At 60.5% G+C, this 15,984-nt stretch carries 14 protein-coding genes; all 14 read left to right on the forward strand.

The features are described 5' to 3' along the window. Positions 1-12: 12 nt before the first annotated feature. Entirely contained in the window at positions 13-1,482 is a 1,470-nt protein-coding gene (locus tag OK409_RS02475; protein ID WP_264366707.1) for an aldehyde dehydrogenase family protein, read from the forward strand. Positions 1,483-1,510: 28 nt separating this feature from the next. Beyond that, positions 1,511-2,179, forward strand: a complete 669-nt coding sequence (locus OK409_RS02480) for a haloacid dehalogenase type II (protein WP_031591248.1) — start codon at positions 1,511-1,513, stop codon at positions 2,177-2,179. A 10-nt stretch (positions 2,180-2,189) separates the two neighbouring features. Next, positions 2,190-3,467 carry an NAD(P)/FAD-dependent oxidoreductase gene (locus tag OK409_RS02485; protein WP_264366708.1) on the forward strand — a complete coding sequence of 426 codons (1,278 nt, stop codon included), beginning with the start codon at positions 2,190-2,192 and terminating at the stop codon, positions 3,465-3,467. Between the two features lie 82 nt (positions 3,468-3,549). After that, positions 3,550-5,157, forward strand: coding sequence for an ABC transporter substrate-binding protein (locus tag OK409_RS02490; protein ID WP_129062989.1), 1,608 nt, complete (start codon positions 3,550-3,552; stop codon positions 5,155-5,157). Positions 5,158-5,184: 27 nt separating this feature from the next. Then, complete coding sequence (locus OK409_RS02495; RefSeq protein WP_010247875.1) at positions 5,185-6,141, forward strand: ABC transporter permease; 957 nt, start codon at positions 5,185-5,187, stop codon at positions 6,139-6,141. Continuing rightward, entirely contained in the window at positions 6,138-6,989 is an 852-nt protein-coding gene (locus OK409_RS02500; protein ID WP_010247873.1) for an ABC transporter permease, read from the forward strand. The genes OK409_RS02495 and OK409_RS02500 overlap by 4 nt, the downstream gene beginning before the upstream one ends. Continuing rightward, on the forward strand, positions 6,986-8,650 hold the full coding sequence (locus tag OK409_RS02505; protein ID WP_264366709.1) for an ABC transporter ATP-binding protein: 1,665 nt from the start codon (positions 6,986-6,988) through the stop codon (positions 8,648-8,650). Before OK409_RS02500 ends, OK409_RS02505 begins: the two co-directional genes overlap by 4 nt. 135 nt (positions 8,651-8,785) lie before the next feature. Continuing rightward, entirely contained in the window at positions 8,786-10,117 is a 1,332-nt protein-coding gene (locus OK409_RS02510; protein WP_010247869.1) for an NAD(P)/FAD-dependent oxidoreductase, read from the forward strand. An 11-nt stretch (positions 10,118-10,128) separates the two neighbouring features. Then, on the forward strand, positions 10,129-10,971 hold the full coding sequence (locus tag OK409_RS02515; RefSeq protein ID WP_264366710.1) for a GNAT family N-acetyltransferase: 843 nt from the start codon (positions 10,129-10,131) through the stop codon (positions 10,969-10,971). Beyond that, positions 10,971-11,897, forward strand: coding sequence for a 2-hydroxyacid dehydrogenase (locus OK409_RS02520; protein WP_264366711.1), 927 nt, complete (start codon positions 10,971-10,973; stop codon positions 11,895-11,897). The genes OK409_RS02515 and OK409_RS02520 overlap by 1 nt, the downstream gene beginning before the upstream one ends. Before the next feature lies 1 nt (position 11,898). Next, on the forward strand, positions 11,899-13,032 hold the full coding sequence (locus tag OK409_RS02525) for a M20 aminoacylase family protein (RefSeq protein WP_033767683.1): 1,134 nt from the start codon (positions 11,899-11,901) through the stop codon (positions 13,030-13,032). Positions 13,033-13,145: 113 nt separating this feature from the next. Then, positions 13,146-14,462 (forward strand): 4-aminobutyrate--2-oxoglutarate transaminase, encoded by a 1,317-nt coding sequence (gabT, locus tag OK409_RS02530; protein WP_172608031.1) that lies wholly within the window; start codon positions 13,146-13,148, stop codon positions 14,460-14,462. Between the two features lie 290 nt (positions 14,463-14,752). Beyond that, entirely contained in the window at positions 14,753-15,265 is a 513-nt protein-coding gene (locus OK409_RS02535) for an Lrp/AsnC family transcriptional regulator (protein WP_010247853.1), read from the forward strand. 271 nt (positions 15,266-15,536) lie between these two features. Continuing rightward, the gene (locus tag OK409_RS02540; protein WP_060680517.1) at positions 15,537-15,983 is read left to right on the forward strand and encodes a GNAT family N-acetyltransferase; all 447 of its coding nucleotides are present in this window, start codon (positions 15,537-15,539) and stop codon (positions 15,981-15,983) included. Position 15,984 lies beyond the last annotated feature (1 nt).

Genomic DNA, 15,984 nt, shown 5'->3' on the forward strand with positions numbered 1-15,984 from the left:
AGGAATTCTTCCATGTTAAGTTTCGACCCGGAAAAAGTTTCTCTTCCAGCTGGCCATTATATTGGCGGCCAGCACTGCCAGAGCCAGGGCGCATCCTTTGAGGTTAAACGTCCCTCGGATGGCAGGGTCTATGCCACGCTGCAGGACGCCACGCCGCAGGATGTCGATCGTGCCGTGACTGTGGCGCATCAGGCGCTGAAAAGCAGCGGCTGGTCCGGTTGTCGGCCGCGCGAACGCGGACGGGTACTGCGGCGCTGGGCCGATCTGATTGAGCAGGACGCGCTGCTGGCACAGCTGGAAGCGCTGGGCTCCACCCGGCCGATCAATGACGTGGTGCTGCACGAAATTCCTTTTACCGCCGAAGCGATTCGCTTCTATGCCGAATGCGCTGACAAATACAGCGGGGATCTCTTTCCCACCCGCGACAGCAGCCTGGGCATGCTGATTGCCGAACCTTATGGCGTTATCGCCGCGATTACCCCGTGGAATTTCCCGCTGTCGATGGCGTCGTGGAAATGCGGACCGGCGCTGGCGGCGGGCAATGCGGTGGTGCTTAAACCCTCTGAACTGACCCCGTTTTCTACCGTGCGCATGGCCGAACTGGCCATTCAGGCGGGCTTACCGGCCGGCGTGCTGAACATTGTGCAGGGCAGTGGCGCGGTGACCGGCAGCGCGCTGGTAAAACATCCGCTGGTGCGCAAAGTCTCGTTTACCGGCTCGACCCTGACCGGCGCGCGCATCATGAGCGATGCCGCGCAAAACGGCATGAAGCCGGTGACGCTGGAGCTGGGCGGCAAAAGTCCGCAACTGGTGTTTGATGACGCGGGTGACCTTGAGGTGCTGGCCCAGCGTATTCTGCGCGGCTTCACCGCCAACGGCGGTCAGGCCTGTGTGGCGGGCACCCGTCTTATTGTGCAGCGCAACATTGCCGATCCGCTGGTTGAGCGGCTGGCTCAACTCTGCCGGGAGGTTAAACCGGGCGTCACCTGGCAGGAGGACAGCCGCTACGCGCCGCTGATCGATGAACGACAGGGCAACAAAGTCTGCTCGGTTATTGAAGCGGCAAAAGCGCAGGGCGCAGAAGTACTGGTGGGCGGTGAGCGTTTTGCCGACACCGACGACGGCTGGTTCTGGCAGCCCACGCTGCTGAGTCACGTGGCGCAGGATAACCCGGCGGTCCAGCAGGAGATTTTTGGTCCGGTGCTGACGGTGCAGACGTTTGATGATGAAGAGCAGGGACTGGCGATGGCCGCCCATGACACCTATGGCCTCTGCGCCGGTGTTCACACCCTGAGTCTGCCGCGCGCGCTGCGGGCAATGCGCGCCATCGACGCGGGCACCGTCTGGATCAACCGCTATGGGCGCTCCGGCGACTTCATCATTCCGACCGGCGGCTTTCTTGGCTCCGGCATTGGTAAAGATTTAGGCCGCCAGGCGTTTCAGGCCTGCCAGCGCCAGAAGAGTGTACTCATCGATTTCTAAGCGCAACTGACAATGACGAGGGTGTTACATGGCACTGTTTAAACCGAAATTCATCACGTTTGACTGTTACGGCACGCTGATTCGCTTCGATATGGCGGGTGCCGCGCAGCGCTGTTTCAGCGACCGCGTCGACCCTGACGCAATGCTCGCCTTTACCACCGACTTTTCCAGCTACCGGCTGGATGAGGTGCTCGGCGCGTGGAAACCCTATTACGACGTGGTGAGTAATGCCCTGCAGCGCACCTGCAAAAAGTGGGGCGTCCGCTGGGACAAAGCCGACAGCGACTTTATCTACACCGACTGCGCCAGCTGGGGTCCGCATCCCGACGTGCCCGCCGGGCTGGCAAAGGTGGCTAAGGAGTTTCCGCTGGTGCTGCTGACCAACTCGATGAAAGACCTGATCCCGCATCACGAACCGCGTCTGGGTGCACCAATCTATATGGCTATCACGGCAGAAGAGACGGGAGCCTACAAACCACAGATGAAGGGCTTCGAGTACATGCTGGATAAGCTCGGCTGCGGCCCGGAGGAGATCCTGCACGTCTCCTCCAGCTTCCGCTATGACCTGATGACTGCCCACGATCTCGGCATCAAAAACAAAGTCTGGGTCAATCGCGGTCATGAACCGGCGAATCCGTATTACCAGTACACCGAAATCAACGATATCGGCGGCCTGCCTGGCGTCGTCGGACTCTGAGGAACACCCCATGAAACTGGAATCGTTCTGGCAGGCTACCGCTCCGGCCTTTACCGGTGCCGCACGCGAACCGCTGCCGGCACAGGCGGACGTGGTGGTGATTGGCGGTGGCTTCACCGGCATCTCGGCGGCCCTGAACCTGGCGCGCAGCGGCATCAGCGTGGTGCTGCTGGAGAGTGGCGACGTGATGAGTCAGGCCTCGGCGCGCAACGGCGGCCACTGCAACACCGGTGTGGCGCAGAACTTCGCCTCGCTGGTGGCGAGCCAGGGTCTGGAGCAGGCCAGCCGCTTCTACCGGGCGTTTGATGAGGCGGTGAGCTATGTCCAGCAACTGATCCAGGATGAAGCGATCGACTGCGACTTCCGGCTGTGCGGCAAACTCAAGCTCGCCAGCAAAGCGTCGCATGTGGCCGGGCTGCAGGAAGCGTATGAGCTGATGCGGCGCACCGTTGACCCGGAGATCGAACTGCTCGACAAAACGGCAGTGCGTGACGAGATCGCCAGCGATGACTTCCACGGCGGCCTGCTGCAGAAACGTGGCGGTCAGATGCACATGGGCAAGTTCGGCGTCGGGCTGGCTGAGGCCGCCGCCCGCAGCGGCGCGAAGATTTTCCCGCACCACGCCGTGACGAAGTTAGAACGCCTGAAGGGTTATCAGCATCGTGTAGAAACCGCGCAGGGCACCATTCTGGCAGATAAAGTGCTGATGGCGACCGGCTGCTCCAACGTCGGCCCTTTTCCCTGGTTTCAGCGCCGCATTGTGCCGGTCGGCAGCTTTATCGTGGTGACTGAGGTGCTCGACCCGGCGCTGCTGCGCCAGGTGCTGCCAAACGATCGCACCTATGTCACCTCACTGAATATCGGCAACTACTTCCGTACTACGGCCGATCGCCGTTTGGTGTTTGGCGGGCGGGCGCGGTTTGCCGTCAGCAACCCGACGTCGGATTCGCGTAGCGGTGAGATCCTGCGCCGGGCGATGACGCAGATGCTGCCACAGCTTGGCCAGTCGCAGGTGGATTACTGCTGGGGCGGTATGGTTGATATGACCGCCGACCGTCTGCCGCACGCGGGTGAACAGGATGGCCTCTTCTATTCGCTGGGCTACAGCGGTCACGGCACCCAGATGTCGGTGTGGATGGGACGCGTCATGGCCAGTCTGCTGGCTGAAAAGCGCACTGAAAATCCCTGGCAGCGCGACACATGGCCCGCGCTGCCCGGTTATCACGGCAAGCCATGGTTTTTACCGCTCGCAGGACTCTATTACAAAGCAAAGGATCGCCTTTCATAACGTCCCGTCGGGTGCTGACCGCCAGGTTATCAGCACCGCCAGAACATGATCCCCGGTTCGCCTGACTATTGAGGGTACAGAGATGAGTAAATTTGATAATAACGACGCTGATGCGGTAAATCCGGCACTGACGCGCATGATCACCGAAGGCTCATTGTCACGTCGCAGCCTGATGAAAATGCTCTCAGCCGGTGCGGTGATGAGCAGCGGCCTGATCACTTTTTCAGGGGCGGCACTGGCGGATGATAAGCCAGTCAGGGGCGGTAAACTGCGGGCGGCGATGTCGAATGCCTCGGCCACCGATACACTTGATCCGGCCAAAAGTAACAACAGTGCGGATTACACCCGCCAGTTCATGTTCTACAGCGGCCTGACCGAGCTGGATAAAAACCTGATGGCGCAACCGGCGCTGGCCGAATCGCTGGAATCCAGCGACGGCATTACCTGGCATATCAAACTGCGTAAAGGGGTCACTTTCCATGATGGCAAACCGCTGACTGCCAAAGATGTCATCTACTCACTCAGCCGTCACAAAGATCCGGCCATCGCCTCTATCGCCTTTAAGCTGGCCGATCAGTTCAAAACCTTCAGCGCGGTCAATGATAACGAGGTGCAGCTGGAGCTGAGCAGCGCTAACTTCGACGTCCCTTATATGCTGGCGACGCCGCCGTTTCTGATCGTACCGGACGGCACCAAAGATTTCAGCAAAGGCATCGGCACCGGTCCGTTTGTCTGCAAAACATTTATGCCGGGTACGCGCACCATCGGCACCAAAAACCCCAACTACTACAAACCTGGTCTGCCGCATCTGGATGAGGTAGAACTCATCGGCGTCACCGACGGCGCCGCGCGCGTTAATGCCCTGATGTCGGGCGATCTGCAGATGGTCTCCACGCTGACCGCTGCCGACTGCAAGCGCATTAAAGCCAGCAGCGAATTTGGCGTGCTGGAGAGTAAATCGGGCATGTACACCAACCTGATTATCCGCACCGATGTGAAGCCGGGTAACAATGAAGATTTCGTGCTGGCGATGAAATATCTGCAGCCACGTGAAATGCTGGTGAAAACGGTGCTGCAGGGTTACGGCGACGTCAGTAATGACACCCCGGTGCCGCCGTGGCATCCGCTCTATAACGCCGATCTCAAACCGCGTGCGCTGGACATTGAAAAAGCGAAGTTCCACATCAAAAAAGCGGGCATGGCGGGCTCCACGGTGGAGATCATCACCACGCCGAATATCGAAGGGGCAAATGAAGGCGGTCAGATGATCCAGCAGATGGCGCGCGGGGCAGGGCTGAACATCAAAGTGCGACGTGTGCCGTATGACGGTTACTGGTCTTCGCACTGGATGAAAGATCCGGTGGGATATGGCTCGATAAACCCGCGTCCGACGCTCGACATGCTCTTCTCACAGTTTTATCTCTCTACCGCACCGAATAACGAATCGGGCTGGAAAAATCCTCAGTTTGATCAACTGGTGGTCGCGGCACGCGGTGAGCGCGATCAGGCGAAACGCAAGCAGATGTATGGCGACATGCAGAAGTTGATTTATGACCACTGCGGCACCCTTATCCCGACCTTTATCAGCTCCACAGATGGCTACAACAAAAAGGTCAAAGGGGTGGAGGCCTGGCCGTCAGGCATGATGATGGGCTATCGCTTCCATGAATTTGCGTGGCTGAGCGCCTGATACGTTATTTGAGGAAGGAGTACGCCGATGAACCGATACATGCTGTTCCTGATTGCCCGGCGAATTGGTGCCGGCATCCTGACTTTGCTTATCGTCTCGGCGGTGGTGTTTTTCATCACCAGCCTGCTGCCGGGCGACGCAGCGCAGATGATCCTCGGCCAGAACGCCACGCCGGAAACGGTGGCGGCGTTACGGCAGCAGCTGGGTCTCGATCAGCCTTTGCTGATGCGCTACTTCCACTGGCTGACAGGCATGGTGCAGGGCGACTTTGGCACCTCGTTTGCCAGCCATTTGCCGGTCTCGCAGCTGGTGGCGCAGCGCATTCCCGCCACCTTTGAACTGGCGGGTATCACCACGCTGATCTGCGTGCCGCTGGCGCTGATTATCGGCATTATTGCGGCGATGAATCGCGGTTCCCGGCTCGATCGGGCGCTGGTCATCGGCACCATGGCGACGGTTGCCGTGCCGGAGTTTCTGGTGGCGACGGTGGCGGTGCTGATTTTTGCCGTCAAGCTGCACTGGGTCTCGGCGATGTCGTTTGGCAGCCCGGATAGCGACCTGCTGAGTTACCTCAAAGCCTATGCGCTGCCGGTGCTGACCCTCTGCTGCGTGCTGGTGGCGCAGATGGCGCGTATGACGCGGGCAGCCATTATCAACCAGCTCGACAGTCCTTATCTGGAGATGGCGCTGCTGAAAGGGGTTTCACCGCTGAGAGCGGTGCTGCGTCACGCACTGCCTAACGCGGTCGGCCCCATCGCCAATGCCATTTCACTCAGCCTCTCCTATCTGTTTGGCGGGGTGATCATCATCGAAACTATCTTCAGCTATCCCGGTCTCGCCAGCCAGCTGGTGGATGCGGTCAGTAACCGCGACCTGCCGGTGGTGCAGCTCTGCGTGATGCTGTTCGCCGCCTGCTACCTGGTCCTGCTGCTGGCGGCAGACATTCTGACTATCGCCTTTAACCCGAAATGGAGAAGCGCATGAATATTCTCTCGTTGCCCTGGCGTTTCTTACAGTCGCTCTCCTGGTCGGGACGGCTGGGTCTGATCATGTCGCTGTTCTGGCTGCTGATGGCGGTGTTTGGCACCCCGCTGGCCCCGCACAGCATTGATGACATCGGCGGCGGCCCGCTGATGGGCGGCCTGACGTCTGATAACCTGCTGGGCACCGACTATCTTGGGCGCGACATGCTGAGCCGGATTCTCTATGGCGCGAAGTTCTCTATCGGTCTGGCGCTGAGTGCGGCGCTGCTGGCCAGCCTGATCGGCACGCTGCTGGCGCTGCTGGCAGCGGTGGCGGGGCGCTGGCTGGAGGAGGTACTGGGCCGCGTCAACGACGCGCTGCTGGTACTGCCGGGCAAAGTGCTGTCCCTGATGATAGTCGCGGTATTTGGCTCCTCACTGCCAATGCTGATCCTCACGGCGGTCTTCACCTACTGGCCGGGCGCATTCCGTATCGCGTTTGCCATGGCCAGCTCGCTGCGCAGCATGGACTACGTCCGGGCGTCACGGCTGCGGGGCGAAAGCCGCTGGTATATCGCCATTCACGATATCCTGCCCAATATGGTGCACCCGATGCTGACTGACTTTGGTCTGCGCTTTGTCTACATCGTGCTGCTGCTGAGCGGCCTGAGCTTCCTCGGTCTGGGTGTTCAGCCGCCCTACGCCGACTGGGGCACGCTGGTGCGTGAAAATATGCAGGGGCTGTTTGACGGCTCGCCTGCGGTGCTGATGCCCGCGCTGGCGATTGCCAGCCTGACCATTGGCGCCAACCTGTTTATTGACAGCCTGCAGGCGATGCGTCCGATGACGCTGGCGAAGGAGGGAGCATGAACGTGACACCACATACCGCCATGCCGGTGATTTCGGTGGATAAACTGCGCGTCACTGCGCAGACCGATCGCGGCGAAGAGATCGACCTGGTTTCCGACATTCACTTTACCGTGCAGAAGGGCGAAGTGCTGGCGCTGATTGGCGAATCCGGCTCAGGTAAAACCACTATCGCGATGGCGCTGATGGGTTACGCCCGCAGCGGCTGCCGCATCGCCGAAGGCAACATTCACGTTGCCGGCACCGACGTTAACAGCCTGACGCCGGGGCAGTTGCGCGCTTTCCGTGGCAACAAAGTCGCCTATATCGCCCAGAGCGCGGCAGCGTCGTTTAATCCGGGCATGAAGATCCTCGATCAGGTGATTGAGCCGGTGGTTATCCACGGCACCCTGACCCGCAAAGCGGCAAAAGCCAAAGCGATTGAGCTGTTCCGCGAACTGGCGCTGCCCAACCCCGAGACCATTGGTGACCGCTTCCCGCACCAGGTGTCGGGCGGTCAGTTACAGCGTCTGATGACGGCGATGGCGCTGATTGGCGATCCTGACGTGGTGATCCTTGATGAACCTACTACCGCGCTGGATGTGACCACGCAGGTGGAAGTGCTGAAGGCGTTTCGCCGCGTGGTGGTGCAGCGCGGCGTCACGGCGATTTACGTCAGTCACGATTTAGCCGTGGTGGCGCAGATGGCAGACCGGATACTGGTGCTGCTGCGCGGCAGGATGGCGGAGTATGGCAGCACCGCGCATCTGATCGGCGCACCGCAGGCGGAGTACACCCGTTTACTGATGGAGGCGGCGCGGCAGAAAGAGCGGCCCAGCAACTGGTGCCCGGTTGCCGCCGATATTCAGCCGCTTCTTGAGGTGCGCGACCTCAGCGCAGGTTATGGTCCGCGCGGCAGCGATGGCTACCCGAAAATACGCATTCTGGAGGATATCAACCTCAGGCTGTGGAAAGGGCAGGCGATTGGCATCATTGGTGAGTCAGGCTCAGGCAAAACCACCCTGGCGCACGCCATTGCCGGACTCAACGCTCCAAGCCACGGCCATATACTGTTTAACGGCCACTACATCGCGGGCGATATGCAAAAACGGCCTGACAACGAGCTGCGCCGCATTCAGTATGTGTTCCAGATGGCAGACACCGCGCTGAACCCGGCCCACAGTGTTGAGCGCATCCTGTCACGTCCGCTGACGCTGTTTCACGGTCTGAACGGTGCAGCCCGACAGCAGCGGCTTTATCAGCTGCTGGATCTGGTGCAGCTTCCGCGCAGCGTGCTGTGGCGGCGTCCCTGGGCGCTCTCCGGCGGGCAGAAGCAGCGCGTCAATCTGGCGCGCGCGCTGGCGGCTGAGCCGGATCTGATTCTGTGTGATGAAGTGACCTCGGCGCTGGATACGGTGGTTGCCGCCGCCGTCCTCGACTTAATCAGCGAACTGCGCCGCGAACTGGGACTCTCGGTGATCTTCATCAGCCACGACATGCATGCGGTACGCGCGGTGTGTGATGAAATCGTGGTGATGAAGAGCGGTCGCATTGTCACCCAGCTGGCGCGCAGCGACTACGACAAGCCGACCAGCGAGTTGTATTTCGAGCGGCTGAAACGCGCGGTGCCGGAGCTGCGTCAGGGCTGGCTGGATGAGCATGAAGAGATTTTAAAAGCAGAGTGAGTTGCCTGAAGCAACGGGCACCCTGATTAATCCGCCTGCACAGCACTGATGTAATGCGCGGGCGGCACGGGTCAAGGCACAGCGGTGATATCGCCCTGTGCCAGACCAGATACTGACAACAGAGGTAGTCTTGTTATGCCTGCACCGATTCGTTATGTACAGGACAGTGCGAATTTTCCCGATTCCGCCGATGTAGTGGTGATTGGCGCCGGTATCGCCGGAGCCGCCGCCACCTGGGAGCTGGCGAAGCAGGGACTGAAGGTCGTGCTAATCGAAAAAGGCCTGGTAGGAGCGGAGCAGTCGAGCCGTAACTGGGGCTGGTGTCGCCAGCAGAACCGCGATGAGCGCGAATTGCCGCTGATTATTTATGCGCTGCAACGCTGGGGTGAGCTTAACGATGAAACCGGCGAGGAGCTGGGTTTCCGCCGCAGCGGGCTGGTTTACGCCACGCAGGAAGAGTCGGACATCGCGGCCTGGGATAAGTGGATCCAGATGGCAAAAGGCTATGGCGTGCGCAGTTCGATCCTCACGGCGGAGCAGGCCAAAGCGATGACGCCCGGCAGCACCACAAGCTGGCGGGGCGGTCTCTCAGCGCCAACCGACGGTCACGCCGAACCACGGCTGGCCGCGCCCGGGCTGGTGGCGGGCGCGCTGAAAAAAGGGGCGCTGCTGTTTCAGCAGTGCGCGGTGCGCGGGCTGGATATCGCCGCCGGACGGGTCAGCGGCGTCTGGACCGAGCGCGGCCTGATAAAAACCAGCCGGGTGATCTGTGCCGCCGGGGCCTGGACCTCCATGTTCTGCCGTCGTCACGGTATCGATCTGCCGCTGGGCAACGTGATTGGCACCGCCTTCCGCACGCAGCCCATTGAGCAGGCGATTGCCATGCCACTCTACACACCTGGCTTTGCCTGTCGGCCACAGATGGACGGCAGCTACACCGTCTCCGTCTCGGGTCGCGGGCGTCTGGAGCCGGGCGCACAGGGGCTGCGCTATGCCCGCCAGTTCTACCCGACCTTTAAAAGCCGCCGAAAGAATCTCACCCTGAATCTTGGCCTGTCGCCGTTCTTCAATGGCCCGGAAGCGATGGGTGGCTGGGCATTTGACCGTGAGTCGCCGTTTGAGCGCATGCGCATTCTCGATCCGGCAGCCGATGCAACGATCGTGGAAGAGGGACTGGCGGCGATGCGGCGTGAATACCCGGCGCTGGCGAACCTGCGGCTGGCGCAGTCCTGGGGCGGCATGATTGACAGTACCCCGGACGCGATTCCGGTGATCTCCACCGTGGCGAAATTGCCGGGGCTGGTGCTCTCGGCGGGCTACAGCGCCCACGGCTTTGGTATCGGACCGGGTGCCGGACGACTGGCAGCCGATCTGGCGACCGAAGCCACGCCAGTCGTTGATCCCACCCCTTATCGCTACAGCCGTCTGGTTGACGGCAGCGGACTTGAAACGCCAGGCATGATGTAAGGAGACCTGCAATGAGCCTGAAAATACGCGCAATGACGCCGGACGATATCGACCACTGTTTCACCTTAACGCAGGCACTTAAATGGCCCCATCGACGTGAGGACTGGCAGCTGGCGCTGCAGCTGGGCGAGGGTACGGTGATTGAAGAGCAGGGCAAGCTGATAGCGAGCGCGGTGCTCTGGCGCTGGGGCGAGCGCGCCGCCACGCTGGGACTGGTAATCGTCGATAACCAGCAGCAGGGGCGTGGCCTGGGCAAACAGCTGATGCTGGCGCAGCTGGAAAAATTGCCTGACTGTAACGTGCGTCTGCACGCCACCGAAATGGGCAAAGGTTTGTATGAAAAACTCGGGTTTGTCAGTTGCGGTGAAATTTGCCAGCACCAGACCCGCGCAGTGACCACCCTTCCAGACGTCGTGATCCCGGCGGGACTGCAGCTGCGTCCGGCAACACTGGCCGATCACGCCACACTGGTGACGCTGGATCAGCAGGCGCACGGTATGCATCGTCCGGCACTGTTCGACCACCTGCTGCGCGACTGCCAGACGGTGCTGTTGCAGGATGACCAACAGCAAATTCAGGGCTTCGCCAGCCTGCGCCGCTTTGGTCACGGCTGGGCGATAGGCCCGATCATCGCGGGAGACTTCGCGGTAGCGCAGGCGCTGGTCGCCTCGCTGATGCAGCCGCTGCAGGGGGAATTCCTGCGCATCGACACCGATGCCGCGCTGCCGATGGCCGCCTGGCTACAGAGCCTGGGCATCCCTCAGGTCGATGCGCCTGCGACTATGGTGCGCGGCACGCCCTGGACACCGCAGGGTATGCAGGCGTTTGGACTGATGACGCAGGCGATGGCCTGATGCATATCGTCTATAAATCGGAGCCGGAACGTGGCCGCATCTGGCAGCGCTGGCTGGCAGCGCATGCGCCTGACATTCAGCTGCATATCTGGCCTGAGACCGGCGATCCAGAGCAGGTTGAGGCGCTGGTCGCCTGGCAGCCACCGGCTGACATCACCGTGCTTTTCCCCCGGCTGAAACTACTGTTCTCCGTGGGTGCCGGGGCCGATCAGTTTGACCTTGGCGCGCTGCCGCCCGACCTGCCGGTGATCAGGATGATCGAGCCAGGCCTGACCCAGGGCATGGTGGAGTATGTCACCTTCGCGGTGCTCGGCCTGCATCGCGACATGCCGCGCTATTTTCATCAGCAACGCCAGCAGCAGTGGCTGACACACGCGATATTACCTGCCGCGCAGCGTCGGGTAGGCGTCATGGGGCTGGGCGAACTGGGCCAGGCCGCATTGCAACAGCTGGTGGCGCTGGGCTTTGACTGCGCTGGCTGGAGCCGCACACCGCGCCAGATTCCCGGCGTCCGCTGCTGGCACGGTGACGATCAGCTCGATGCGTTTCTGGCGCACAGCGAGATTCTGGTCTGCCTGCTGCCGCTGACTGACACCACACAGGGTTTGCTTAACCGCACCCTGTTTAATCAGCTACCACAGGGCGCGGCGCTGGTGCAGGCCGGGCGCGGCCCCCAGCTGAATCAGGACGATCTGCTGCAGGCGCTGGAGAGCGGGCAGCTCCGTGCCGCCGTGATCGATGTGACCAACCCGGAGCCGTTACCGCCGGGTCATCCCTTCTGGCACCATCCCGCCATCTGGCTCACACCCCACATCGCCAGCCAGACGCAGAATGAGAGCGCCATTGCGGCACTGCTGGAAAATCTGCGGCGCTATCAGCGTGGCGAGCCGCTGCACGGTGAGATTGACCGTTCGCGAGGATATTAAGATGGAACATCTGGTGGCATTGCGCCGCGACCTGCATGCGCACCCGGAACTGGGCTTTCAGGAGCAGCGCACCAGCGACATCGTGGCGAACTTTCTGCAACAGCTGGGCATTGAGGTGCATCGCGGCATCGGTAAAACCGGCGTGGTCGGGATACTGAAAAAGGGCAGCAGTGAACGCATGATTGGCCTGCGGGCTGATATGGATGCGCTGCCGATGCAGGATCAGAGCGGCACCGACTGGCAAAGCCGCGCGGAGCAGGTGAGCCACGCCTGCGGCCACGACGGTCACACCGTGATGCTGCTGGGAGCGGCAGAAAAACTGGCGCGCGACGTCAGCTTTGATGGCAGCGTCTGCTTTATCTTCCAGCCCGCCGAAGAGGGGCTGGCGGGCGCAAAGGCGATGATTGACGATGGCCTGTTCAGCCGCTTTCCCTGCGAGGCGGTCTACGCCATTCACAACTGGCCGGAACTGCCGCTCGGCCAGGTACAGACCCGCCCTGGCGCGATCATGGCAGCGGCTGACCGTTTTGATATCCGGGTACTGGGCGGAGGCGGTCATGCCGCGCAGCCGCATCTGACGCGCGATACTCTGCTGGCGACCAGCGAGCTGGTGGTGCAGCTGAATACTCTGGTCTCACGCGCGCTGGATCCGTGCGAAACGGCGCTGCTCACCGTCACCCGGATGCAGGGCGGCTTTTCGCACAACATGATCCCGGCGGAGGCGAACATCACCGGCACGGTGCGCACTTTCAGCCCTGCAGCGCAGGCGACGATTGAAGCACGACTGCGTCAGATGGCGGAGCACATCACCGCCGCCCACGGTTTGCACGCAGAGGTCAGCTATCTGCGCTACTACCCGGCGACCCTGAACAGTAATGCTGAAGCGCAGTTTTGCCTGCAGGCGCTGACGCAGGCGGGCATTAAGGCTGAGGCCGCGCCCCAGCCCGCACTTACCTCAGAAGATTTTGCTTTTATGCTGCAGGCGCGGCCCGGTGCCTATCTGTGGCTGGGGTCGGCACCCTGCAAGCCGCTGCATCATGCTGCATACGACTTCAACGATGCGCTGATCCCGCATGGCGTTAACGTTTTTGTCACGCTGATTCGTCAGGCGCTGGCAGAGAAATTTCCCTGCTGAATGCCGCAGGATTTTGACAGGAAATGCCGCTGTCTGAGGAATTACGGCAGCGTGACAAACCAGCGGGTTGCGATACTTGAGCCAACCGAACGTTACGTGGATGAGGGTTTAAAATGCAGAATGTCATGGCAGAGCAGCAAGCATACTCCGATAACAGCCTGTTACTGGATGCACGCGAGCAGAACGTGCCGCGCGGCGTAGTTACCGCCCATCCGCTGGTGATCGAACGCGCCAGAGGCAGTGAAGTGTGGGACGTGGAGGGCAATCGCTATCTCGACTTTGTCGGCGGCATCGGGGTGCTGAATGTCGGCCACAATCACCCGGCGGTGGTCAATGCGGTGACCCGCCAGCTCGGTCTGGTGTCTCATGCCTGCTTTCAGGTGGTGGCCTATCCGGGCTACATCGAGCTGGCGCAGCGGCTGAACAAACTGGTGGGCGGCGATGAGGCGTACAAAAGCGTCTTCTTTACCAGCGGCGCGGAAGCGGTGGAAAATGCGGTGAAGATTGCCCGCTCACACACCCAGCGCTCTGGCATCATCGCTTTTGATGGTGCGTTTCATGGCCGCACCCTGCTGGGTATCACCCTGACCGGCATGTCCGCGCCTTACAAACAGAATTTTGGCCCGTTCCCCGGCGATATTTACCGTCTGCCCTTCCCGAACCCGCTGCACGGTATTACTGAAGCGGACTGCCTGAAAGCGCTGGATCAGCTGTTCGCGGTGCAGATCCTGCCGGAGCGGGTCGCGGCAATTATCATTGAGCCGGTTCAGGGCGACGGCGGCTTCCTGCCCGCTGGCCCGGCATTTATGCAGGCGCTGCGTCGCATCACCAGCCAGCACGGTATTCTGCTGATTTGTGATGAAATCCAGTCCGGCTTCGGGCGTACCGGCACGATGTTCGCCTTCCAGCAACTGGGTATCAAACCCGATTTAGTCACGCTGGCGAAAAGCCTGGGCGGCGGTCTGCCGATTTCCGGTGTGGTGGGGCGTGCGGAGATCATGGATGCACCGACGCCTGGCGGGTTAGGCGGTACTTATGGCGGCAACGCACTGGCCTGTGCGGCGGCGCTGGCGGTACTGGATCTGTTTGAGCAGGAAAACCTGTTGCAGCGCTCCTGCCAGCTTGGTGAGCAACTCAATGCACGACTGCGGCAACTGGCGGATAAATATGCCTGCATCGGTGACGTCCGCGGCGTAGGCTTTATGCAGGCGGTGGAGATCCTCGATTTCGAAACCGGTCGCCCGGATGCGGCCTTAACCCAGAGGATCCTCGACAGCGCCTGCCAGGAAGGATTGCTGCTGATCAAATGCGGCCTGCATCGCAACACCATCCGTTTCCTGGCGCCGCTGGTTACTACCGACTCACAGCTGGAAGAGGCGCTGCATATCTTCGATATTGCGCTGGCCCGCGCCACAGGCCGGTTGGGGTAAAGTGCCATTCCTCATTGATATTGTTAAAGTAATTTGAAAATCTCCCGCTGGTATAACCACTGCGAAGCGCTGGCGCGTTTACGGTAAAGCGTGATATACCTTCGGGAGGTTCTGCACATTTAATTAAGCGTCTATCCCATCAGGCTATTTCATTTGTCAGTCTGAACCTGGTCAGTGCTTACAATCCTCACGTACGCCATGTACGCGCCGGTTGTTCCGCGCTGTCCGTCTCCAGACTGCCTGCAACAATGACGCCTGGCGGGACAGGCTCTGACAATGAGGGGGGTGCTATGAACGGCTTAATGAAACTCGACCGCATCGACATCAACATCCTGGTGCAACTCCAGAAAGATGGCCGTATCAGCAACGTTAACCTCGCCGACGCCGTAGGCCTTTCGCCCAGTCCCTGTCTGCAACGGGTCAAACGTCTGGAACAGGCCGGTTTTATCACCGGTTATGAAGCGCACATTAATCTCACCCGCATTACCGATTCGGTGACGGTCTTTACCGAAGTCACCCTGTCAGGCCATCGCCGCGAAGACTTTATGAAATTTGAAAGTGCGATGCGCGACGTCGATGAGCTGATGGAGTGCCATCTGATTACCGGCGGCTATGACTATTTGCTGCGCTTTATTACCCGCAGCATTGAACATTACCAGGAAGTGATTGAGAAGATGCTCGACGCTCAGATCGGCATCGATAAGTACTTCAGCTATATCGTGATCAAATCCCCGATCATGAAAAGCAGCGTGCCGTTGCGATCGCTGATCGGCAAGCACAATTCGGTGGAGTTCGGCGTGTAACGGGCGGCCAGGCGTCGCCCTCGCCATGTTTACCGGTGGAGAGAGGGCCGTCACCTGCCTTGTTTCTGTTTACTCTTTCCTGATTCACCCCAGCCGCACTTTTGTTCGCCCATCCGCTTCACTTCTCCCGTTAATCTGCAAGATGCCCCCTCAGCATAAAATTTCTTCATGAGGCAAAATTCAGTCGCAACAGCCGGTTCTGTGGCGCGCTACAGCCTCAAGCGTTGGGCGAACCCTTTTACACTGTTTTCGACCGATACAAGGAGTTGTCATGGACTCATTGCAGATTGCTGACCAGCAGTGGCAGCGCGAGGCGTTCACTGTCTCCACCAGCCGCCAGCGGCTCGACCTGGCGTGGATCCACATCCAGCTGGCGGAGAAATCCTACTGGGCCAAAGGCCAGCCGCTGGCCAAAACCGTGCGGGCGATTGCCGGTTCGCTGCCGTTTGGCCTCTATCACCAGCAGAGCCAGATTGGCTTTGCCCGACTGATTACTGACTACACCCGGTTTGGCTGGCTGTGCGACGTAATGATTGATGAAAACTGGCGCGGTCACGGGCTGGGCAGCTGGCTGGCAACCTGCGTCCGTGAACACCCGGAGCTGCAAACGGTGCATCGCTGGATGCTCTCAACCCAGGATGCCCATCAGGTCTATCAGCGGCTCGGCTGGCGTGTGGTGCAGCATCCTGAGGCGCTGATGGAATTCCCCCCTTCCTGAC

The sequence above is a fragment of the Pantoea sp. RG18 genome, assembly GCF_025910075.1.
GTDB classification, from domain to species: domain Bacteria; phylum Pseudomonadota; class Gammaproteobacteria; order Enterobacterales; family Enterobacteriaceae; genus Pantoea; species Pantoea agglomerans.

Coding starts and splice junctions, on each gene's coding strand:
- OK409_RS02475 (WP_264366707.1), top strand. CDS start 13: ATGTTAAGTTTCGACCCGGAAAAAGTTTCTCTTCCAGCTGGCCATTAT.
- OK409_RS02480 (WP_031591248.1), top strand. CDS start 1,511: ATGGCACTGTTTAAACCGAAATTCATCACGTTTGACTGTTACGGCACG.
- OK409_RS02485 (WP_264366708.1), top strand. CDS start 2,190: ATGAAACTGGAATCGTTCTGGCAGGCTACCGCTCCGGCCTTTACCGGT.
- OK409_RS02490 (WP_129062989.1), top strand. CDS start 3,550: ATGAGTAAATTTGATAATAACGACGCTGATGCGGTAAATCCGGCACTG.
- OK409_RS02495 (WP_010247875.1), top strand. CDS start 5,185: ATGAACCGATACATGCTGTTCCTGATTGCCCGGCGAATTGGTGCCGGC.
- OK409_RS02500 (WP_010247873.1), top strand. CDS start 6,138: ATGAATATTCTCTCGTTGCCCTGGCGTTTCTTACAGTCGCTCTCCTGG.
- OK409_RS02505 (WP_264366709.1), top strand. CDS start 6,986: ATGAACGTGACACCACATACCGCCATGCCGGTGATTTCGGTGGATAAA.
- OK409_RS02510 (WP_010247869.1), top strand. CDS start 8,786: ATGCCTGCACCGATTCGTTATGTACAGGACAGTGCGAATTTTCCCGAT.
- OK409_RS02515 (WP_264366710.1), top strand. CDS start 10,129: ATGAGCCTGAAAATACGCGCAATGACGCCGGACGATATCGACCACTGT.
- OK409_RS02520 (WP_264366711.1), top strand. CDS start 10,971: ATGCATATCGTCTATAAATCGGAGCCGGAACGTGGCCGCATCTGGCAG.
- OK409_RS02525 (WP_033767683.1), top strand. CDS start 11,899: ATGGAACATCTGGTGGCATTGCGCCGCGACCTGCATGCGCACCCGGAA.
- gabT (WP_172608031.1), top strand. CDS start 13,146: ATGCAGAATGTCATGGCAGAGCAGCAAGCATACTCCGATAACAGCCTG.
- OK409_RS02535 (WP_010247853.1), top strand. CDS start 14,753: ATGAACGGCTTAATGAAACTCGACCGCATCGACATCAACATCCTGGTG.
- OK409_RS02540 (WP_060680517.1), top strand. CDS start 15,537: ATGGACTCATTGCAGATTGCTGACCAGCAGTGGCAGCGCGAGGCGTTC.